The sequence below is a fragment of the Picosynechococcus sp. NKBG042902 genome (assembly GCF_963864045.1).
Classification (GTDB): Bacteria; Cyanobacteriota; Cyanobacteriia; order Cyanobacteriales; family MRBY01; genus MRBY01.
In genome coordinates, this window is sequence record NZ_CAWLTV010000077.1 from 228312 (window position 1) to 248068 (window position 19757).

Sequence of the window (19757 nt, forward strand, 5' to 3'; positions counted from 1 at the left end):
TGCCCATTTTTTTATAGAAATTAATTACAAAATAACAATCGTAAAAACTTAGATAGTGATTACATTTAAGACAAGCACAGGGGCAATTGACTTTAGTTACTGCCGCTAAAGGCCACTTCAGGGAATTTTGCCTGGGCTTCAGCCATACTGGTCTTTTTGCCATGTTCTTGCCAGTAATTGATAACTTCTGTGGCTTGGTTGAGCACTTCGATGCGCTCTGCCTCAGAAATCCAGTGCTTCGCTTCTAGTTCGTCTTTTAATTGTTGCCAAGCGTCGTTACGGGGCCAAAAGAAATAGGCGGTCAAAGGACTGGTGCCTTTCCCAACAACTTGATCCACGGCGATCGCCACGTCTTTATCTAACCAAAGTACCTTTAAAAGAAATCTTTCTACCAAAGAAGCCTCCAAACCCAAATTTACACAAGTGGTTTCAAAAATTTACAGTCTATTATTTTACATTGAAGCGGGAGATTTGGATGCCCCCTAGAAAATCTCCTGACGAATTGGGGAAACAAATCCAGAGAAATAAACACTTGTTACCGGGGGCGATCGCCCCAAGCTATGTCATTGTGACGGGCGAATGTTAGACTATTTGCAGATAGATAAAATATTTTTTATCTATACCACCCCGATCAAGAAATCCTGAAGTGGGCCTGACCCGCTTTTTTTGTTGTCTAGATTTCCCCATGGCTCATCCCCTCATCCCCCGAATCGTAACCTGTGCCGAACCCATTGCTGCAGAGTTGGGTTTAGAAGTGGTAGACGTGGTGTTCCAGACGAATAAAAAACCACCAGTCCTCAGAATTGATGTCCGGAATCTCTCCCAAGACACTGGCCTGGAAGATTGCGAGCGCTTCAGTCGCCTACTCGATCCCCAACTGGAAGCCCAAGAGATTATTCCTGGGGCCTATGTGCTGGAAGTCTCTAGCCCTGGCACCGACCGTAACCTCACCACAGATCGAGAGTTTATCGCCTTCCGGGGCTTTCCTGTCCGGGTGAAAACCTATGCTCCCTACAAAGATCAAAAAGAGTGGTGTGGCACCCTCCGGGAACGGGATGAAGCGGCAATCCATCTCAATCTCAAGGGCAAGGCGATCGCCATTCCCCGGGAACTGGTCGCCAAAGTACAGCTAGATGACCAACCCTAGTTGCCCCAAACTGCCCCAAGCTTTGTTCATTTATCGATTTTTTCTATCCGTAAATTTCTATGTCCCTTGTTAGTCTCACTGGTTTAAGCGCCCTCGTTGAAGAAATCAGCGATCGCCACAATTTACCCCAAAGTGCCGTCCATGAAGCCCTCCGGGAAGCCCTGCTCAAAGGTTATGAGCGCTATCGCCGTTCCCTAACGCTCAACCAAGCCACCCCCTTCGCCGAAGATTACTTCGATAACTTTGAAGTCGAACTAGACCTCGAAGACGAAGGCTTTCGGGTATTGGCCACCAAGGTGATTGTCGAAGAAGTGGAAAACTCCGATCATCAAATTGCCCTACAAGAAGTCCAAGAAGTCGCCAATGAAGCCCAACTCGGTGATTCCGTAATCCTAGACGTCACCCCCGAACAGAGTGATTTTGGGCGGATGGCCGCGATTCAAACCAAGCAAGTGCTGCTTCAGAAATTACGGGATCAGCAACGCAAACTCGTCCAAGAAGAATTCCAAGAACTAGAAGGAGAAGTCCTCCAGGCCCGTGTCCTCCGTTTTGAGCGGAACTTTGTGGTGATGGCGGTTACCAGCGCCTTTGGTCAACCAGAAACCGAAGCCGAATTACCCAGACGGGAGCAGCTCCCCAACGACAATTACCGCGCCAATACCACCTACAAAGTCTATTTAAAACACGTCAAAGAAGGCTCCCACCGTGGCCCCCAGTTAGTCGTTTCCCGCGCCGCCGCAGATTTAGTCGTTTACCTGTTTGCCAACGAAGTCCCAGAAATCGAAGAAGAAATCGTGCGGATTGTGGCCGTTGCCCGGGAAGCGAATCCCCCCGGCCGTTATGTTGGCCCCCGCACAAAAATTGCCGTGGATACCCTAGAGCGGGATGTTGATCCTGTCGGTGCTTGTATTGGGGCACGGGGATCACGGATCCAAGCCGTAGTTAATGAACTGCGGGGCGAAAAAATTGATGTGATCCGTTGGTCACCGGATCCAGCGACTTACATTGCCAATGCCCTGAGCCCAGCACGGGTCGATGGGGTAATCTTGGTTGATGCGGAAGAGCGACAGGCCACGGTATTAGTCCCCGAAAACCAACTGAGCCTTGCCATTGGTAAGGAGGGACAAAATGTGCGTTTGGCCGCACGCTTGACGGGCTGGAAAATTGATATTAAAGATAGTGCTAAGTACGAGGCAGAACAGGCTGCCCTCGCTGAACAAGAGACAGCCCCCCCCCATGAAATGGCATCGGAAACTGCTGTGCTGCCGGATCAAGCTGAAACGGAACCTTTAGAAGAAGAGGCCACGCCAACGGACGCTTAGATTCCGGGGGGAATTTTGATGTAAAAGGCGATCGCCATTTCAACCATTGCCATGGAACCAAATCTACGCCGCTGTGTTGCCTGCCGCAAACTTGCCCCAAAACAATCTCTTTGGCGGGTGGTTCGAGTCTATCCATCCCAGCAGGTACAATTAGATCGGGGCATGGGGCGTTCCGCCTATCTCTGTCAATGTCACCATTGTCTAGAAATGGCCCAGCGCAAAGATCGGCTCGGGCGATCGCTCAAAAAGAACGTCTCCCCTGAGATTTATCAAACCCTAAAAGAACGCTTAAATTCTCTCAATTAAAGCTCTAACAATCGCCACTCCTCAAGCCATTATGGACGCGCGATGCTATTTAAAATCATCCCTGAAATTACTCAGATTAAACCTTCTTTTTATTGTTGAACTCTAGCAAGCTCGGAGGCCTTTCCATTCATCATTGCCGCTAATCCCCGTTGGATTTAGATCCCACAATCCACATTAAACCCACCTATCCCTCACTCACCCTCAATTTGTACGACTAGTAGTTAAGGACATTATTGGATGAATAACGAAAAAGTTAGAATTTACGAACTTTCAAAGGAACTAGATCTCGAAAACAAAGACATTTTAGAATTCTGTGGCCAGCTCTCCATTGATGTGAAGAGTCACAGTAGCACCATCACGACAGAAGAAGCTGATAAAATCCGGGCGATCGCCACACAAAAGCGCCCCCAAGGCCCCAAGGCCCCAAGGCCCCAGAGAAAGAAAAAACAAGAAATTCTCTCCGTCCAGCACCAGCCCCAGGGCGCAAAACCCCAGGCTAGTAAATCAGAATCAGCCGACGCAAATCAACCAACCTCAACAGCCAAAAAGCTTGAACGTCCGAAATTGCAGTCTCCTCCGAGTCGAGGAAAAGAGACACCTGCACAACCAGAAGAGTCTCCGGCCAACAATGGAGCCAAAGCTGAGCCAGTGGCCAAGACAACTTCCCCCAAAGCAGAACCAGCAGCCCCCGCTGCCCCGAAACCCAAGCTCATGGGGCCGCCGCCTCGGCCAACCCCCAAATCATCTGCTCCCAAGACGCCCGATGCCAGTCCTGTAACGGCAGAAACAAGCAGTGGGGCAACCCAAGCCGATGTGAGGGCCAAATCCCTCTCGAAAAATACCGCCGAAGCCCCGGCTAAAGCACCAAAATTACGGCCAAAACCGCAAATTGTTGGCACCGTCAGTAAAAAGCCCACCCCCGTTCAAGCGATTGAACCCGAGCTTGACGAAGAACCCGATACCAACAATGTCGAAGGGGATGATGACGCAACCCCAGAAGTCCTTCTCGCTCCCCCCAAACGTCCTGCTGCAAAACCCAAAAAAGCCATTGGTCCGAAACCCAGCAAACGTAAAGTCTGGGAAGATGAGGAAGAGGACGAATCCGAAAGCAAGAAGACAAAAACCAGCAAACTCAAGCGTCGCCCCGTTGTCATTGATGACGATGATGACGACTTTGGCACAACCACAAACAACAATGCCGAAGTGCCTTCTGTCAGCTTGTCCATTGCCCGTCCCCCCAAACCGAAGAGTGCTTCATCGTCTCCTTCCCCAAGCAAGCCATCACCTTCAAAACCGAAGAAACCAGCGGCGAAACGATCTGGCAGTGGTGGCAGTGGTCAATCTCAGAAAGAACAACGGCGCGATCGCCCTGATGTGAAAACACCACCAGCGGAGATCACCCTCACAGAAACCATGACCCTCCGGGAAATGGCAGATATTCTCTGCATCGCTGAAACAGACATTATCCGTCGCCTCTTTAGTAAGGGGATCGCGATCAACATCACCCAAACCCTAGACTACGACACCGCCCAGATGGTAGCCGAGGAATTTGACGTGAAAGTCATTGCCCCAGAGGTGAAATCAGCGGCTGAAAAATCCACAGAAATGCTGGATGTGGCCGACCTCGAACACCTCCAACATCGTCCTCCAGTCGTCACCATCATGGGTCACGTTGACCACGGTAAAACTACCCTCCTGGACTCCATTCGCGAGACTAAGGTGGCCCAAGGGGAAGCCGGGGGAATTACCCAGCACATCGGTGCTTACCACGTGGACATCGAACACAACGGGAAACCCGGTCAAATTGTTTTCCTCGATACTCCTGGTCACGAAGCCTTTACGGCCATGCGGGCCCGGGGCGCAAAGGTGACAGATATTGCCATTCTTGTTGTCGCCGCCGATGACGGTGTCCGTCCCCAGACCCTAGAGGCGATCCGCCACGCCCAAGCGGCCAAAGTGCCCATCGTTGTGGCGATCAACAAAATGGATAAACTCGGCGCAGAACCGGATCGCGTCAAGCAGGAACTCTCAGAACAGGGCTTAGTGCCTGAGGAGTGGGGCGGCGAAACCATTATGGTGCCCGTCAGTGCCCTGAAGGGAGAGAATCTAGATACTCTCCTGGAAATGATTCTGCTCGTCTCTGAGATTGAAGAACTCTCGGCGAACCCAGATCGTCTGGCGAGAGGCACAATCATTGAAGCCCACTTGGATCGCGCTCGCGGCCCGGTAGCGACTCTGTTAGTACAGAACGGAACCCTACGGGTTGGTGACATCATTGTGGCGGGATCGGTGATGGGTAAAATCCGGGCCATGATTAGCGATCGCGGTGAAAAAGTCACGGATGCAACACCGTCTTTTGCAGTGGAAATCCTTGGTTTAAGTGAGGTACCAGCGGCTGGGGATGAATTTGAAGTCTACTCCAGTGAAAAAGAAGCCCGGGCGATCGCCGACGAACGGGCTGAAGGGAAGCGTCAATCTCGGCTCCAACAGGCCATGTCTTCCCGACGGGTCAGCCTCAGCAGTCTCTCGGCCCAAGCCCAAGAAGGGGAACTCAAGGAACTTAACTTGGTACTCAAGGCTGATGTCCAGGGTTCCGTCGAGGCGATTCTTGGCTCCCTCCAACAACTGCCCCAGGACGAAGTCCAAATTCGTGTCTTGCTGTCTGCTCCCGGTGAAATCAGCGAAACAGATGTCGATCTTGCCGCTGCCAGTGGGGCGATCATTATCGGCTTTAACACGACCTTGGCTCCCGGTGCGCGACAGGCCGCCGAACAAGAAGGAGTTGATATCCGCGAATATAACGTGATCTACCGTTTCCTCGAAGAAATCCAAGGGGCGATGGAAGGTCTCCTGGATCCAGAGGAAGTCGAAGAACCCTTGGGTCGGGCCGAAGTGCGGGCCGTCTTCCCCGTCGGTCGTGGCTCCGTTGCGGGCTGTTATGTCCAGTCGGGTAAGGTCGTTCGTAACCGGATGATCCGCGTGCGTCGGGGTGATGTCGTCGTCTATGACGGTTCCCTCGATTCCCTCAAGCGTGTCCGCGAGGATGTCCGGGAAGTCAATTCTGGCTATGAATGCGGGATTGGCGTCGATAAATTTAGCACCTGGAAAGAAGGGGACATTATCGAAGCCTACGAAATGGTCTTCAAACGCCGCACCTTGGCGGGCCGCACCAGTTAAGTGACGCACGTTGTTTAACTGGCGATAATCCTTTAATCCAAAACCTCCTGGGCAACTGGGAGGTTTTTTTGGTGATCGCCAATTTCACCTTCAATTTCCCCCTGGGGATTCAGGGAGTCACGTTTCGGTAGGTTTCAAGACAGGATAAGATATGGGATGATCACTCTTTAGTAATTTCAAGGCGTTATTAAAAATGGATGTTCTTTCTCTAGGTTGGGGCGCGCTATTGGCCCTGTTCACTTGGTCGATCGCCATGGTTGTTTGGGCACGTAACGGTTTCTAGGATCGTGGAAACAATTTTTTTAAATTCTCTTTTTTTGGGAGCCCTTGCCTTGCTGCTACTGGTCAGCGGTGGGATCTCCTACCTCACCTTTGTGGAATGGCGCGATCGCCGTCGTCAAGACCGAGATAAACGGGGCAAGTAACCCTCAAACGAACTTGCGCGGCCTTGGTGCCTTTCCCGAACTATCTTGCTTGGTTAATCTCCTGTGATGGCAGGGGATTTTTTTGTGGATGTTGTGCCTAGACAATTTCTACAGACGCCCCAGAAGACGAACAATTTCTGCCACAATCAAAGGAAGTACCATTTCCAAAAACCATGGCGATTCCCGCAAACGAAATTGATTTAGCCCGGTATCTCGAACATTCTCTGTTGCACCCAGCAGCCACCGCAGTCCAGGTCAAAGAATGCTGTGAGGCGGCAGTCCAATTTGATTTTCCGGCGGTCTGCCTCTACCCAACGGCGATAAAAACAGCCCGAGATTACTTACACCAGCGACCGATTCAGATTTGTTCTGTCGTCGGTTTTCCGGCCGGGGCCCATACGACCGCAACCAAACTCTACGAAGCCCAGGAAGCAGTAGAAAATGGCGCAACGGAATTAGATGTGATGCTTAATTTGGCCTTGGTGAAAATGGGGGAATCGGAGAAGCTTTACCAGGAAGTGGCGCAAATCGTCGAACTAACTAAGGTTCCCATCAAAGGCATTTTAGAAACGGCTCTCCTAACCGATACCGAAAAACGCCTTGCCGCAGAAATTTGCCTCGATGCAGGGGTGAGTTATCTCAAAACCTCAACGGGCTGGTTCGGGGGGGCAACGGTGGCCGATGTAAAGTTGCTCCATGGGATCACCAAAGGGCGCATTGGGATCAAGGCAGCAGGAGGGATCAAAACGGTTGACCAGGCGATCGCCTTAATCCAGGCTGGGGCAACTCGCCTTGGCACCTCCCGGAGTATCAAGATTATGCAGGAAAGGGAACAAGCGAGCGACAACCCAACTTGGTAAATACGGCATGTCTTTTAAAGTCACAGGCATCATTCTCAAAGGCAGCCCCCTCGGTGAAGCGGATCGGCTGGTAACGATCCTATCGCCGGAACAAGGGTTGGTAAAAGCCGTCGCCCCAGGGGCGCGTCAACATCGTTCTGCCCTGCGGGGACGCACAGAATTACTGGTGGTCAATGAATTTGTTTTGACCAGGGGGCGATCGCTAGACCGGATCCAACAGGCGGATATGCTCACCTCCTATTCTGGCCTCAGACATGATTTTGCCAAATTAGCCGTGGGTCAATACCTCGCAGAAGTAACCCATTACCTCGCAGTGAGCCAAACTCCCCAGCCGGAATTATATGAACTGCTCCGGGAACATCTGCGCCGCATCGAAGCTTTAGAATTTCAGCCCAGCGCCAGGGTGACCCAGATCATCGCCCACCTAACCCAAGCTCTATTTCATCTGTTGGCGATCGCCGGTTTTGCCCCCCAAGTTCAACATTGCCAGGGCAGTCAAACCCTTATTTCTCCCAACTTTGTTGATCCCCGGTGGCGCATTGGCTTTAGTCACGATCTGGGGGGGATTATGGTGCTGGGCCAGGGAAACATTCGTCCCGATCAACGGCTGACGGCTTTGGAACTAGATATTTTACAAATGCTACCCAACCGTAATTTGCCGGAGCTGCAACGGTGGTCCCAAGCAGAACAAATGGTATTTTCCTTAGAAACGGCTTGGCTCCGGGTTGAACATCTGTTGCGGCAGTACCTTGAGCATCACATTGGCAAAACCCTCAAGGCGGCCCCGCTCATCGATACCCTTGCCCCCCTAGCTTTTTAAGGGGCGATCGCTAATTGCTGGCTGCAGCCGGGGCTGAGGATTCTTGGGCCTGGAGTTGTTGCACCCGTAGTTCCACAGCTTCTAAATTTTGTTGGTAACTGGCCCGTTTCGCCTGGGCAAAATCGTAGTAAAAATCCTCTGCTGGAATTGCGTCTAAGGTGGCGATCGCCGTTTGCCACTGTTCAATAATCTCTTGCCATTGGGCCACAGAAGAGGGCGGATTTTCAGCCATTTGGGCTGCCGTTGCTCCCTGGGATAAGCCTGTGATTAGATTGCCAAGACTGCCATTGAGGGACTGGTAATCGGCGAGTTGGGTCTGCACTTCCCCATACCGAGGTGACCAACGGGGCACGGTTTCTAGGGTGGCGATCGCCTCTTCTAAATTGGCTTGGGCCTGGAGAATCGCTTGGCCAGAGGGATTTTCGCCAGCAGCAAACAGCGATCGAGCCGGATCAGCCAGTTGTGTGGCGGTGGTCAGAGGCGCACAGGCACCAATCACACAGGGACGACTCAAACCATAGCCCGCTACCCCCACAAGGACTAACAACAAACCCGCACCGAGGATTAGGGGGCCTTTTTTGCGAGGGCGATCAGAGGATTCGGTAAACTCTTCTAGCCCCCCGTCAGCAGTGGTAAACCCTTCAAAATCGCCGCTGGAATCCGTCGGCTCTTCTTCTGGGGCAGCGGTGTCAAACGAGTCTTCTTCTAACTCATTGCCCACGGGCGGAAAGGGATCATCCGTGGCTTCGAGATCAATATCTTCCGGAAATTCAGATTGTTCAGGAGAGTCCGGTTCATTTTCTGGAGGTTCTCCATCGGAAACCGGCTCAACTTCAGACTGGGTGAGGGCGTGGAAAGCATAGGGTTCGTTGGCCCCAGTAATCCGCAAATAAATGAGGGTTTGATGCCCTTGGACGCGGGGATCACCCTGGAGGCGATCGCGGATGAGCCGGAAAAGGGGCGGGAGCTCTGCCGGGGCCGGAGCTTGATGTTGCACCAGGACAAGCAACAGACCTTCCTTAAAGAGACAACGCACCTGAATCGGGTCTGTGGGGAAATATTCTGCTTCAAGTTGAGTTTGGAGATCCGCTTGCAGATCCTGGAGATTTAACGGGGCAACATCGGACATAACCGCAAGAACAGCCTATGGACTTGAAATGTCATTGTAAGTAAAGCTCAAAAAAAAAGTCTTGTCAAAAGACCCCGGCGATCGCCAAAGCTCAGTTTATTTAGCGGGGCTGTTGCCGCAAAAATCCACTAAAACTATCGACTCCCCAAGTAAGCAAGAGGAAACAAAGCAAGGTCAGACTGACGCCACCATAATTAAAACTGCTCAATTGTTCCATCAAAAGTCGTCCGAGGCCGCCCGCCCCCACGAGGCCGACAATGACCGTTTCCCGTAGACAGACTTCCCAACGATAAAAACTGTAGGCAATAAAATTAGGCAGCGTTAAAGGCACCGTACCGTAGAGCCAAACATTGCCTTCGCTGCTGCCCAAGTTTCGGAGAGCATTGAGGGGCGCAAGGGGAACATTTTCAATCACTTCGCCCATTAATCTGCCTAAAATGCCCAGGTTATGAATCCCCAGGGCGATCGCCCCCGGCAAAGTCCCCGGAAACATCACGAATACCACTACCAATGCCCAGATGGGAGCCGGAATACTGCGACAGACCAAAAGCACTAAATGACTTAAGAGCCGTTGTCCCCAGAAAATGGGCCGCTGATTTTTCGCTGCCAAAAAGGCCAGAAAGAATCCGCCCACCCCCGCTAAGGCGATCGCCAAAATAGACATCTCCAGAGTCTGTAGACTCAGGATCGCTAACTGTTTTCCCTGGGCGAAATCGAAACTGACAGTCTGGAGTTGAGTTATAACTTCCCCCAAAAAGTCTTGGCCCCGGCCAGACCAGAGTCGCGACCAATCGGGCTGAATATACCAAAATCCCCAAGCCACTAAACCACTACCGAAAAGCATCGTACCGAGGAGCCAATCCCGTCGCTGTCCCCCCAATTTGTAACGGTGGCTGTTGAGGTCAAAGCGACTGGTGCAATCCAGCCGTTGCCGCAAAAAATGGCTCCCCCAATCCACCACCCCATTCAACGCAATCAGGGCATAAAACAACGTCCAAAGCTGTTCGTAGCGGAGGGATTGCAGACTTAAATAAATCTCATAGCCCAGGCCCCCAGCACCAATAATGCCCAACACAGCCGCCGAACGCAGGGAACATTCAAAGCGATAAAAACTGTAGGACAACAAATTAAACAAAGCCTGGGGCAAAATCCCATAGAGAAAGGCTTGGGCCGTGGGGACACCGCTATAAATTAAGGCTTCAAAGGCGGCCCGGGGAGTCTCATCAATGATTTCGGCAAAAATTTTCGCCACAATCGCCCCAAAGGGAATGGCGATCGCCCCCAAGGCCACCACCGGATCTAGGCCCCAAATATTAATCAAAATCAGACCCCACACCACCTCATGGATCGAACGGGGTACAGCCAAGAGCAACCGGATGCCACCCCCCAACTGCTTGCCTTGGGGAAAAATCGTCTCCCAGAGTAACCTGGCACTGAGTAGCCCGCCGATAGTACCCACCACCAAACTCAAAAAGGTGCCGCAGATCGCATAGGCAAAGGTGGTCAGGCTTGCCTGGCAGGTCAGGAGGAGAAAGTCTACTGTTAAATTTGGCTGAAAAGCGGCCCCCACAAATCGCCCAAGGGTGCCTAAACCCTGGCCATTAAATAGGGCTCCACCCCGAACGGTAACGTCGATCAAACTGAAGGCGATCGCCAGGCCAAAAAGACCAAACCCCCAAGCCTTGGGCTGAACATTTCGGGGCAGCGGCAGGGAGATTCTAAACATCAATGGCAAGATTCGGCGGAGAGTATGGCAAAATTATCAACAAATAATTATTAAACACATTAAGGAAACCCTCATTATGACTCCCTCTTTGGCAAACTTTTTCTATAGCCTCTTGGCTGGCACCTTAGTTGTGGTCATTCCTGCCACCGCATTTTTGATTTTCATCAGTCAGCAGGACAAAATTAAGCGCTAGATATTCCCTTCCAAAACACGAAACTGCGAGGTGGGCATTTTGTAACATTGCCCACCTCTGTTTTCATCTGAGATATCTTATAGTCTGGAAACGGAAGTCGTTAGCTAAATCATGAGGAAGCCCGACGCTGTAATTTTAATTCAGCGTCGGGATAAGAAGCGGTAAGTCATAGCAACGCGGAGACAAACAACAAATCTTAGGGAAATCAACAAGCTCCCTAGAACCTGATAGAATAACCTGATGCTTAACCTCACTTACGAGTACAGAGCCTATCCAACGGCCAATCAATCTTCCACAATGGAGGAGTGGCTGGCAACGTGCAAACGCGTCTATAACTACGCCTTGGCGGAGCGTCGTGACTGGATTCAGGCCCGTAAGTGCCCAGTTAATGCTTGCAGTATTCAGCGGGAATTTATTTACCCAATGGATTCAGAAAAGCCGACCTATTACAGTCAAAAGCGCAATTTGACCGCCGCAAGGAAAACTAATTCTTTTCTGCAAGCGGTGCATTCTCAAGTGCTTCAGGATGTGATGGGCAGGCTGGAAAAGGCGTTTAATGCATTGTGGAATAGTGGGTTCGGATTCCCACGGTTTAAGAAGCGTTTTCGCAGCTTTAACTTCCCGCAGTTGGGCAAAAACCCAATTGGTGACAATCAAATTAAGTTGCCTGTATTTGGTTGGGTTAAGACCGTGATGCACCGTCCTATCCCTGATGGGTTTGAGGCGAAGCAAGCACGGGTGGTTAAACGCGCTTCTGGCTGGTATATCCAGTTGGTAATCCAAAGCGACGTCAAAATACCAGAACCCCCAATTAAAGGCCACGCCATTGGTATTGATGTGGGGTTAAGTCATTTTGTTGCTACATCAGACAACGAGTTGATAGCAAGACCTCAATTCTTTGTGGAGGCACAACACAGGCTGAAAGTGCTGAACCGTGCCGTTGCCAGAAAGCAGAAAGGTTCAAAGAACCAGCAAAAAGCTCGTCAACGAGTCGCCAGATTCTATGAACGAATTGCGAACCGACGCAAAGATTTTCACCGTAAGTTAGCCCATCATCTCTGCGACCAAGCAGGGATGATATTTGCGGAGGAGTTGAACCTAAAAGGACTGGCTAAAGGAATGCTGGGGAAGCATTGCCTGGATGCGGGTTGGGGGCAGTTCCTGGATACATTGAAATGGGTTTGCTTTAAGCGTGGGGTGTATTTCCAAAAAGTTAAAGCCGCTGGTACAAGCCAGGAATGCCCAGAGTGTGGGGTAGCGGTGAAAAAAGATTTGTCCATGCGTCGGCATGAATGTCCAGAATGTGGCTACACAACCAATCGAGATGTAGCCAGTGGGCAAGTGATTCGCAATCGTGGACTAGCTAGCACTGAGCATGTTGCTGAGCTTGTCGAAGCATGTCGAAGTGTAGCGGTTGGACAGACCGTTCAATCCTGTGGAGCTACGCCCAGTGGGGAGGCTTTGAAGCAGGAATTTCTTGAGGCGACTTAAGAAGCCCGCGCTGTCTCCTAGAGCAGAGTCGGGAGTATGTCACTATAGAAGGTAGAGTCAAGGGAGATCAACAATGGTTAATTTTGGGCTAAATTCCGCCAGTATCTTGGGGATTGCGCTGGCCGCAGCGGGTGCATCCCTCTATTTTTTACGGTCGGTACGCCCAGAACTTTCCCGCGACCACGATATTTTCTTTGCGGCGGTTGGGTTATTGTGCGGCTTCATTCTCCTGTTCCAAGGGTGGCGTTTAGACCCGATTTTGCAATTTGGTCAATTTCTCCTGTCTGGCTCAGCGGTATTTTTCGCCATTGAATCAATTCGCCTCCGGGGTTTGGCCACAGAGCAGGCCCGCCGCAATACGCCCATTGTGGACGATGAACGGCCCGTCAGTCGGGTTTATCGGGCGGAGCTGGATCAGATTGAGCCTTACCAAGGGGAAGAACGCTATGAACGTCGGTTGCGGGGCTATCCTGAACCCCGTTCGAGTCGGAGCCGGGGCTATGAAGATGAAGCCCCTCGGGGAACGAGTACCCGACCCAGTAGCCGCCCCACCAATCGTCCTCCCACGGATTATGGCGATCGCCCCAGTGGCCGACCCACCAGTCGTCGCCCCAGTCGCCCCACACCCCCTAGCCGCCGCCCCCGTCCAGATCGCTATGACAATGGCGGCTACGATGCCTATGGCCCCAGCGGCAATGTCACCGATGTCTGGTCAGAAGATGCCTGGGAACAAGGCGATCGCCCCGTCGATGAAGCGCCCCGTCGACCCCGCCGCCCCCGACCCGATGATGAGCCACCAGCCCCCCGTCGTCCCCGTCGGCCTCGCCCCGATAACTATGGTGCCTCCGATGAGGAAGTGGCCACCGTTGACTATCAACCCATTGATGGGGCCTCCTTTGGTGAGGATCAAGATTGGGATGATCCGGCCCCCGACAATCCAGAAATGCCAGAAGGCGATCGCCCCAACAACCCCGTCAATTTCGACTACTAATTGCCCGAATTTTCTGCCCATTAACGAACGTGCTTAGGCAAACCCCTCGCTTTCTCTGGTTGTTGATGATATTGGTGGGATTGGGAGGCTGCTCCTTTGGCAACACCCCCTTAACCCCGGTCTCCCTCAATAGCCGCTTCCATGATGAACAGCCTGCGTTGAGTGGGGATGGTCGCTGGTTGGCTCTAATTTCTAATCGCCATGGCACCAGTGAACTGCTTTTTTATGACTTAAACCAAAAGCAGTTTGTGGAATTGCCGAATCTCAATCAAAAAAATGCAATTTATGAAAGCCCTAGCCTAAGCCGTACCGGGCGTTACCTTGTTTATCTTTCTAGTCCCCTGGGGAAGCCGGATATTATCCTCTACGATCGGGCGACCAAGCAGTCTGATATTTTGACCCAGGGCTACCGTCATTGGGTGCGCAACCCCCAAATTAGCCCCGATGGCCGCTATGTGGTGTTTGAATCAGCTCGGCGGGGCCAGTGGGACATTGAGGTTTTAGACCGTGGCCCGAATATTGAATTTGATTTACCCCAGGAAGTGATTGTAAATCCGTCAGGTTAACCGCGCCGCTGTAGGTAAGTTGGCGATTGCTTCAGCGGAAAATGTTGAGCCCCATTGCTGTGGGCAATTGTTAACAATGTGAGAAAAAGTCGTCTTGCTCTACCTTGACAGATGAGTAGATCGGAGTATCATGTCATATATCTTAACTTTTATTGACTGTGCGCTCCCTAACCGCCCCACCATGACAGCTAGGGAAGTAAAAATCCGCACCAACGCCATTCGGGCGATCGCCTTTTGCAGCAGAAATAGTATTGAATAATGATTAACCCATCGATTTTGAGTCTCGGAGTTGCTGCTTGTGCAACTTGTTTGAGTGTCACCACAAAGGAAGAAATTGTCAAAGTTGCTACGGGATGCGTGGCTATCCTCGCCGGATTTCTGGCCTTGTGTTACGCCCCCTGGGTCGTTAAGGTACTCGTCATTGCATTACCAATCATCATCGAGCGCCTCAAAGCCCGTTCTTCTGATCTTTGAATTTCTGTGCGACTTTCTGACTATTGTTCTATTGTTGCGCTGTCGTGACAGAACGAGTCCGGTGGTGCTGACTTAACTGTTGGTCAAACCAAGAAAGAATTCTTTGCCATGCCCACCAGGGATCACTGTCTCCCCAATGGTTTTGACAGTGGCGATCGCTAATGTAACCCACATGGCCCCCAAGCTTTGTAATTTGGGTATTGAGGTGAGTATTTCGTTGATCGACATAGCGGAGATCTTCAACAAGATCCGGCGCAAACAGAGGATCATCCGCCGCATACAGCATAAAGGTCGGCCTGTGCAAATCCTGGAGAAAATAAAGGGGACTACTGGCTTCATAATAGGCTTGGGTTGTGGTGAAACCTAACTTTGGAATCACGAGATATTGATCAAATTCTCGAATCGTCGTCGCCTTTTCAATGGTTTCAGTCTGGAAAGCGTGGGGATGGTAGCTTTGAAGTTGCCAAGCCAATTTCTGTAAATTTTTGGCGATCGCCTGCTCAAAATAGCATTTGAACGGATGTTTTTCGAGATAACTGAGGGAACGGTGGGATTCTAAACTGGGACAAATGACAGCGCCCGCGAGAATGTCTTCCCCTTGCAGCCCTAAAGCCTTTAAATTCAATTCCTGGGCTTTTTTTAATCCCCACAAAGCTAATTGTCCCCCCAGAGAATAACCAGCAAAGAAAAAAGGCGACTTTAACCCCAGTTGTTGTTTGCCCTGGGCTGCTAGACGCACAAAATCTTCGCCTTCAAGGAGGCCGTCACTGGTCAAATCAGGGGAGAGGGCTGCTGTTTTACCATGGGCACGCCAATCGAACAATAAAACACCATAGCCTGCCTGGAAAGCCTTATGGGCGAGAATTTCTAGAAACCATTGGTCTTCTAAACTGCCGGTAATGCCATAGGTAGCAACGATCGTTCCTTTTGAATTACTGGGTTGCGCATATTGGCAAAAAATAGGCGTTTGATTCGCCCCCGTCAGGATCACCTCCCGATACTTTAAAGGAGATGTTTTTGGTTGACTGTGCCACTGTTTCGCAGCACCAAAGGCCGCATAGATTGTCATGGCAATGCCAGACCGTAACCAGAGGGGCGGTTGATAAAACATAAAACTACATCTTGCTATTATTTTTTAGTCGCTTTCTTGGCCAATTGCTTGGCTTTTTTTGCTGCTTTTTTCGCCGCTTCTTGCTCTGCTTTTAGACGTCGTCGTGCTGCTTCTTTTTCTTGTTCGATTTTTTCAAGATAGTAATGATAATCGCCGTTGTAAACAATAAATTCTCCGTCGCGAATTTCGACAATTTTATTGGCGACTTGGGAAATAAAGAAACGGTCGTGGGAGACAATCGCCACGGTGCCGTCATATTCCTTGAGGGCGTTTTCCAACATTTCCTTCGCTGGAATATCAAGGTGATTGGTCGGCTCATCGAGGATTAGAAAATTTGCGGGCCGCAGCAACATTTTTGCCAGGGCTAACCGGGCTTTTTCACCACCACTAAGGGCACCTACTTTTTTGAAAACGGTGTCGCCACTAAAGAGGAATTGCCCTAGGAGCGTCCGGACTTCGCCATTTTTCCAATCGGGTACTTCATCATGAATCGTATCCATTACCGTTTTTTCAAGGTCGAGGGCTTCAGCTTGGTTCTGCTCAAAATAACCAGGAATGATGTTGTGGGTGCCAATTTTAACGTTGCCTTCGTCGTAGCTTTCCATGCCCATGATCATGCGCAGGGTTGTGGACTTGCCGCAGCCATTCGGCCCTAAAAAAGCAATGCGATCGCCGCGTTCGATGGCCAGATTCGCACCGAGAAACAGAATTTTGTCGTCGTAGGTGTGGGTCAAATCCTGAATTGTCACCACCTCCTGGCCACCCCGGGGCGCTGGGGGAAACTGGAACTTGAGGGTGCGCACATCACTAATGGGCGCTTCGATGCGTTCGACCTTATCTAATAGTTTTTCGCGACTTTTTGCCTGGGTGCTGCGGGTGGCACTCGCCCGGAATTTTTCAATGAATTCCTGTTGCTTGGCCAAGTCTTTTTGTTGGCGCTCAAAGGCGGATTGCTGGGCGTCTTTATTTTCTGCTTTTTGCTGCAAATACTGAGAATAGTTACCGAGATAGGTGGTCGAAATTCCCCGCTCCGTTTCAACAATTTTCGTACAAAGGCGATCAAGAAATTCTCGGTCATGGGAAATAATCACCATCGGCGTCTTTAAACCCCGGAGATAATTTTCCAACCATTCAATGGTTTCTAGATCTAGATGGTTGGTCGGCTCGTCTAGAAGGAGAATATCTGGTTCCTGGAGGAGAATTTTGCCCAAACTGATCCGCATCTGCCAGCCGCCACTAAAGGAACTCACCAGGCGATCGCCATCTTCGATCTCAAAGCCCACTTCCGGGAGAATTTTTTCAATTTGGGACTCTAAACGATAGCCGTCAAGGGCTTCAAATTTCCGTTGGGCTCGGTCAAGCTGGTGGATTAGATCATCTAAATCGGCATCCGGCTCGGCCATTTCATGCTGAATGCGGTGGATTTCATCCTGCACAGCATTGGCTTCTGTAAAAACTGTCCATAGTTCTTCGCGCACTGTGCGCGTCGGCACCACGTCAAATTCTTGGGTTAAATGGGCAATGCGCAGATCTGCCGGACGAATAATTTCGCCATCCGTCGGCTCCACTTCCCCCATAATGATCTTCATCTGGGTAGATTTTCCCGCACCGTTGACTCCCACAAGGCCGACCCGTTCACCTGTTTTCACTTCCCAGTTAATATCCTTGAGAACTTCGCCGGTGGGATAAATTTTGCGGATGTGCTCAAGTCTTAACATCGGGAAAAACTCCTGGTTGGGATCAGCATCAGTCTATAACAAATTGTAAACTTTTTTCGTTCACTCCTTTGCCATGACCCGTAGTAGCCTCTCCCTGGACGCCCCTTTATATGATTACCTCCTCCGCATTTCCCTCAAAGAGCATCCCGTCCTCAAAGAATTACGGGAAATCACGGCCCAACACCCAGCAGCCCGGATGCAGATCGCCCCGGAGCAGGGCCAGTTGATGGCCTGGCTCGTGCAACTGCTGGGGGCACAGAAAACCTTAGATATCGGCGTTTTTACGGGTTACAGTGCTCTCGTTGTCGCCTTAGCTCTGCCGAAAAATGGAAAAGTCATTGCTTGCGATCGCGACCCAAGGCCAACGGCGATCGCCCAAACCTATTGGGAAAAAGCAGGGGTCACCGACAAAATTGAACTCCACCTTGCCCCGGCCCTCGAAACGTTAGATTTTCTGCTAGCGGATGGCCAAGCGGGCACCTTTGATTTTGCCTTCATTGATGCGGACAAAGGCAACTACCTAAACTATTTTGAGCGGTCTCTCAAATTACTGCGGGTCGGCGGCGTGATTGCCGTTGATAATGTGTTGTGGTCGGGACGCGTGGCCGATCCAGCGGATCAAGACAAACGTACGGAAAAAATTCGCGCTTTCAATGAAGCTTTGTACAACGACCCACGCATTAGTTTGACGGTATTGCCTGTGGCTGATGGTCTGACCCTCGCCCGCAAACTTTAGAAAAATCTGGCTTAAAGTACTTCGTCAAAGCCCGCCGCTTTTTTAACGGTGTAGAGGGGGCGTTGTTTCACCTCGTCGTAAATGCGGCCAATGTATTCACCGAGAATGCCAAGACAAATAAGTTGCACAGCTCCCAAAAAGAAAATGGCAATGGTGATCAAGGTATAGCCAATTAATTGGGCCGGGGCATTGTAGATCCGCCAAAATAACACCAAAATCATCATGGCGATCGCCACCAGGGCCGTCACCAAACCCAAATAAGTCGCAATTTTTAAGGGTTTACGGGACAGGGAAATAATCCCATCAATGGCGAGCTTCAGGGATTTACGAAAGGTGTACTTTACTTCCCCAGCAAAACGTGGCTCCCGGTTGAACTGCACCGCCGTTTGCGGAAACCCCACCCAAGCCCGGAGGCCGCGAATGTAGCGGTGTTTTTCGGGCATACTGTTGAGAATATCCACCACTTGACGGGACATCAAACAGAAATCCCCCGTATCCGTGGGAATGGAAACATCGGTGAATCGATTTAAAATCCGGTAAAAGCCATAGGCCATGAGCTTCTTAAACCAGCTTTCTCTGGCCCGACTCACCCGCTGGGCATAGACCACATGGTAGCCCGCCCGCCATTTTTCAATCAGTTGAGGAACCAGTTCGGGGGGATCCTGGAGATCGGCGTCCATGATAATGACCGCTTCCCCTTGGGCATATTGCAAACCAGCGGTGACTGCGATTTGATGGCCGAAATTTCTCGCCAAACTTAAGTAGTGGACTCTGGGATCCCTTTGGTGTAATTCATCCAAAATAGCGAGGGAACGATCTTGGCTACCATCGTCGATTAAAACCAATTCTGCGGGGCCATCTAACCCTTCAATGACCTGGACAACGCGCCGATACATTTCCGGAAGATTCGCTTCTTCGTTGTACACCGGGATGATGATGGAGTAAGTAATCATCGAAAGAAGGGGGAGATGGGTTGAGAAAATAGTTCTAGAGAATTTTGCCGAGGTGGTTCAGGGGCCAAAATTTGAAGATGGCATGGCCAATAACATTATCGGCAGGGACAAAGCCCCAGATATGGGAATCGTTGCTGTTGTTGCGATTATCACCAAGGACAAAAAAACTGTGGGGCGGCACCGTTAGGGTAGGCAATTCATAGTCAGGCGACGCAGCAATGAAGGGTTCCGTCAAAGGCACTTGGTCAACATACACGGTGCCATTGTGAACGGATACAGTTTCACCGGGGGTGGCAATAATTCTTTTGATAAACGCTTGTTGGGGATCGTAACCGAGGAGTTCTAGTTGGGGGGGCGTCCGGAAAACCACCACATCACCCCGATGCACGGGCTGGAATCGATAGGATAGTTTCTCGACAACAATGCGATCGCCTAAATCGAGGGTCGGCAGCATCGAACCGGAGGGGATATACCGGGGTTCCGCGATAAACCAGCGCACCACCAAGGCGATCGCCAGGGCAATGACTAGAATGCGAATATTTTCCCAGAGGGCAGCCCATGGTTTCGGTTGTTGATTTGTGCTGAGGTGTTCGCCCTGATCGCCCATGGGTC

Annotated in this window: 22 protein-coding genes; 15 read left to right on the plus strand and 7 right to left on the minus strand. The window is 50.9% G+C overall.

The window, feature by feature from the left end:
* Positions 1-92: 92 nt before the first annotated feature.
* Positions 93-395 (minus strand): 30S ribosomal protein PSRP-3, encoded by a 303-nt coding sequence (locus AACR41_RS16225; protein WP_012306380.1) that lies wholly within the window; start codon positions 393-395, stop codon positions 93-95.
* Positions 396-685: 290 nt separating this feature from the next.
* Here AACR41_RS16225 and rimP point away from each other — a divergent pair, with 290 nt between their 5' ends.
* The 8 genes from rimP (at position 686) to recO (ending at position 8057) form a co-directional block, all read left to right on the plus strand.
* Positions 686-1147: a ribosome maturation factor RimP gene (rimP, locus tag AACR41_RS16230; RefSeq protein WP_030005977.1), complete on the plus strand. Its 462-nt coding sequence runs from the start codon at positions 686-688 to the stop codon at positions 1145-1147.
* Positions 1148-1206: 59 nt separating this feature from the next.
* Positions 1207-2469, plus strand: coding sequence for a transcription termination factor NusA (gene nusA, locus AACR41_RS16235; protein ID WP_030005978.1), 1263 nt, complete (start codon positions 1207-1209; stop codon positions 2467-2469).
* Between the two features lie 51 nt (positions 2470-2520).
* Complete coding sequence (locus AACR41_RS16240) at positions 2521-2775, plus strand: YlxR family protein (protein ID WP_012306383.1); 255 nt, start codon at positions 2521-2523, stop codon at positions 2773-2775.
* Positions 2776-3012: 237 nt separating this feature from the next.
* The gene (infB, locus tag AACR41_RS16245) at positions 3013-5952 is read left to right on the plus strand and encodes a translation initiation factor IF-2 (RefSeq protein ID WP_030005979.1); all 2940 of its coding nucleotides are present in this window, start codon (positions 3013-3015) and stop codon (positions 5950-5952) included.
* A 193-nt stretch (positions 5953-6145) separates the two neighbouring features.
* Positions 6146-6235, plus strand: coding sequence for a cytochrome b6-f complex subunit PetN (petN, locus tag AACR41_RS16250; RefSeq protein WP_071819460.1), 90 nt, complete (start codon positions 6146-6148; stop codon positions 6233-6235).
* 4 nt (positions 6236-6239) lie between these two features.
* Positions 6240-6377, plus strand: a complete 138-nt coding sequence (locus tag AACR41_RS16255) for a hypothetical protein (RefSeq protein WP_168191133.1) — start codon at positions 6240-6242, stop codon at positions 6375-6377.
* Positions 6378-6550: 173 nt separating this feature from the next.
* Positions 6551-7237, plus strand: coding sequence for a deoxyribose-phosphate aldolase (gene deoC, locus AACR41_RS16260; protein ID WP_030005980.1), 687 nt, complete (start codon positions 6551-6553; stop codon positions 7235-7237).
* A 7-nt stretch (positions 7238-7244) separates the two neighbouring features.
* On the plus strand, positions 7245-8057 hold the full coding sequence (gene recO / locus AACR41_RS16265) for a DNA repair protein RecO (RefSeq protein ID WP_012306386.1): 813 nt from the start codon (positions 7245-7247) through the stop codon (positions 8055-8057).
* A gap of 10 nt (positions 8058-8067) precedes the next feature.
* On the opposite strand, the gene AACR41_RS16270 is transcribed toward recO, so the two are convergent.
* The gene (locus AACR41_RS16270; RefSeq protein WP_030005981.1) at positions 8068-9186 is read right to left on the minus strand and encodes a hypothetical protein; all 1119 of its coding nucleotides are present in this window, start codon (positions 9184-9186) and stop codon (positions 8068-8070) included.
* 100 nt (positions 9187-9286) lie between these two features.
* Positions 9287-10912, minus strand: a complete 1626-nt coding sequence (locus AACR41_RS16275; protein ID WP_045441386.1) for a PhnE/PtxC family ABC transporter permease — start codon at positions 10910-10912, stop codon at positions 9287-9289.
* Positions 10913-10988: 76 nt separating this feature from the next.
* Between AACR41_RS16275 and psbX the strand changes: the two genes are divergently transcribed.
* From psbX to AACR41_RS16305, 6 genes are all read left to right on the plus strand, one after another.
* Positions 10989-11105, plus strand: a complete 117-nt coding sequence (gene psbX, locus AACR41_RS16280) for a photosystem II reaction center X protein (protein WP_030005983.1) — start codon at positions 10989-10991, stop codon at positions 11103-11105.
* A 240-nt stretch (positions 11106-11345) separates the two neighbouring features.
* Positions 11346-12596 carry an RNA-guided endonuclease InsQ/TnpB family protein gene (locus AACR41_RS16285; protein WP_084149979.1) on the plus strand — a complete coding sequence of 417 codons (1251 nt, stop codon included), beginning with the start codon at positions 11346-11348 and terminating at the stop codon, positions 12594-12596.
* Between the two features lie 73 nt (positions 12597-12669).
* On the plus strand, positions 12670-13587 hold the full coding sequence (locus AACR41_RS16290; protein WP_030005985.1) for a Ycf66 family protein: 918 nt from the start codon (positions 12670-12672) through the stop codon (positions 13585-13587).
* Positions 13588-13652: 65 nt separating this feature from the next.
* Complete coding sequence (locus AACR41_RS16295; protein WP_045441389.1) at positions 13653-14153, plus strand: TolB family protein; 501 nt, start codon at positions 13653-13655, stop codon at positions 14151-14153.
* Between the two features lie 130 nt (positions 14154-14283).
* Complete coding sequence (locus AACR41_RS16300) at positions 14284-14412, plus strand: hypothetical protein (RefSeq protein WP_255447998.1); 129 nt, start codon at positions 14284-14286, stop codon at positions 14410-14412.
* Positions 14412-14627 carry a hypothetical protein gene (locus tag AACR41_RS16305; protein WP_030005987.1) on the plus strand — a complete coding sequence of 72 codons (216 nt, stop codon included), beginning with the start codon at positions 14412-14414 and terminating at the stop codon, positions 14625-14627. Before AACR41_RS16300 ends, AACR41_RS16305 begins: the two co-directional genes overlap by 1 nt.
* Before the next feature lie 28 nt (positions 14628-14655).
* Here the strand turns inward: AACR41_RS16305 and AACR41_RS16310 are convergent, their stop codons facing one another.
* Positions 14656-15738 (minus strand): YheT family hydrolase, encoded by a 1083-nt coding sequence (locus tag AACR41_RS16310; protein ID WP_030005988.1) that lies wholly within the window; start codon positions 15736-15738, stop codon positions 14656-14658.
* Positions 15739-15755: 17 nt separating this feature from the next.
* The gene (locus AACR41_RS16315; protein ID WP_030005989.1) at positions 15756-17456 is read right to left on the minus strand and encodes an ABC-F family ATP-binding cassette domain-containing protein; all 1701 of its coding nucleotides are present in this window, start codon (positions 17454-17456) and stop codon (positions 15756-15758) included.
* A gap of 73 nt (positions 17457-17529) precedes the next feature.
* Here AACR41_RS16315 and AACR41_RS16320 point away from each other — a divergent pair, with 73 nt between their 5' ends.
* The gene (locus tag AACR41_RS16320; RefSeq protein ID WP_030005990.1) at positions 17530-18192 is read left to right on the plus strand and encodes a class I SAM-dependent methyltransferase; all 663 of its coding nucleotides are present in this window, start codon (positions 17530-17532) and stop codon (positions 18190-18192) included.
* A gap of 11 nt (positions 18193-18203) precedes the next feature.
* On the opposite strand, the gene AACR41_RS16325 is transcribed toward AACR41_RS16320, so the two are convergent.
* Both AACR41_RS16325 and lepB read right to left on the minus strand, forming a co-directional pair.
* The gene (locus tag AACR41_RS16325) at positions 18204-19145 is read right to left on the minus strand and encodes a glycosyltransferase family 2 protein (protein WP_030005991.1); all 942 of its coding nucleotides are present in this window, start codon (positions 19143-19145) and stop codon (positions 18204-18206) included.
* 34 nt (positions 19146-19179) lie between these two features.
* On the minus strand, positions 19180-19752 hold the full coding sequence (gene lepB, locus AACR41_RS16330) for a signal peptidase I (protein ID WP_030005992.1): 573 nt from the start codon (positions 19750-19752) through the stop codon (positions 19180-19182).
* Positions 19753-19757: the final 5 nt, after the last annotated feature.

What these genes read in the sequence shown, in the direction of transcription:
- recO (WP_012306386.1), top strand. Translation starts at nt 7,245, where the DNA reads ATGTCTTTTAAAGTCACAGGCATCATTCTCAAAGGCAGCCCCCTCGGT.
- AACR41_RS16300 (WP_255447998.1), top strand. Translation starts at nt 14,284, where the DNA reads ATGTCATATATCTTAACTTTTATTGACTGTGCGCTCCCTAACCGCCCC.
- AACR41_RS16270 (WP_030005981.1), bottom strand. Translation starts at nt 9,186, where the DNA reads ATGTCCGATGTTGCCCCGTTAAATCTCCAGGATCTGCAAGCGGATCTC.
- AACR41_RS16275 (WP_045441386.1), bottom strand. Translation starts at nt 10,912, where the DNA reads ATGTTTAGAATCTCCCTGCCGCTGCCCCGAAATGTTCAGCCCAAGGCT.
- psbX (WP_030005983.1), top strand. Translation starts at nt 10,989, where the DNA reads ATGACTCCCTCTTTGGCAAACTTTTTCTATAGCCTCTTGGCTGGCACC.
- nusA (WP_030005978.1), top strand. Translation starts at nt 1,207, where the DNA reads ATGTCCCTTGTTAGTCTCACTGGTTTAAGCGCCCTCGTTGAAGAAATC.
- infB (WP_030005979.1), top strand. Translation starts at nt 3,013, where the DNA reads ATGAATAACGAAAAAGTTAGAATTTACGAACTTTCAAAGGAACTAGAT.
- deoC (WP_030005980.1), top strand. Translation starts at nt 6,551, where the DNA reads ATGGCGATTCCCGCAAACGAAATTGATTTAGCCCGGTATCTCGAACAT.
- AACR41_RS16310 (WP_030005988.1), bottom strand. Translation starts at nt 15,738, where the DNA reads ATGTTTTATCAACCGCCCCTCTGGTTACGGTCTGGCATTGCCATGACA.
- AACR41_RS16325 (WP_030005991.1), bottom strand. Translation starts at nt 19,145, where the DNA reads ATGATTACTTACTCCATCATCATCCCGGTGTACAACGAAGAAGCGAAT.
- petN (WP_071819460.1), top strand. Translation starts at nt 6,146, where the DNA reads ATGGATGTTCTTTCTCTAGGTTGGGGCGCGCTATTGGCCCTGTTCACT.
- AACR41_RS16285 (WP_084149979.1), top strand. Translation starts at nt 11,346, where the DNA reads ATGCTTAACCTCACTTACGAGTACAGAGCCTATCCAACGGCCAATCAA.
- AACR41_RS16240 (WP_012306383.1), top strand. Translation starts at nt 2,521, where the DNA reads ATGGAACCAAATCTACGCCGCTGTGTTGCCTGCCGCAAACTTGCCCCA.
- AACR41_RS16305 (WP_030005987.1), top strand. Translation starts at nt 14,412, where the DNA reads ATGATTAACCCATCGATTTTGAGTCTCGGAGTTGCTGCTTGTGCAACT.
- AACR41_RS16315 (WP_030005989.1), bottom strand. Translation starts at nt 17,456, where the DNA reads ATGTTAAGACTTGAGCACATCCGCAAAATTTATCCCACCGGCGAAGTT.
- AACR41_RS16320 (WP_030005990.1), top strand. Translation starts at nt 17,530, where the DNA reads ATGACCCGTAGTAGCCTCTCCCTGGACGCCCCTTTATATGATTACCTC.
- AACR41_RS16290 (WP_030005985.1), top strand. Translation starts at nt 12,670, where the DNA reads ATGGTTAATTTTGGGCTAAATTCCGCCAGTATCTTGGGGATTGCGCTG.
- rimP (WP_030005977.1), top strand. Translation starts at nt 686, where the DNA reads ATGGCTCATCCCCTCATCCCCCGAATCGTAACCTGTGCCGAACCCATT.
- AACR41_RS16295 (WP_045441389.1), top strand. Translation starts at nt 13,653, where the DNA reads ATGATATTGGTGGGATTGGGAGGCTGCTCCTTTGGCAACACCCCCTTA.
- lepB (WP_030005992.1), bottom strand. Translation starts at nt 19,752, where the DNA reads ATGGGCGATCAGGGCGAACACCTCAGCACAAATCAACAACCGAAACCA.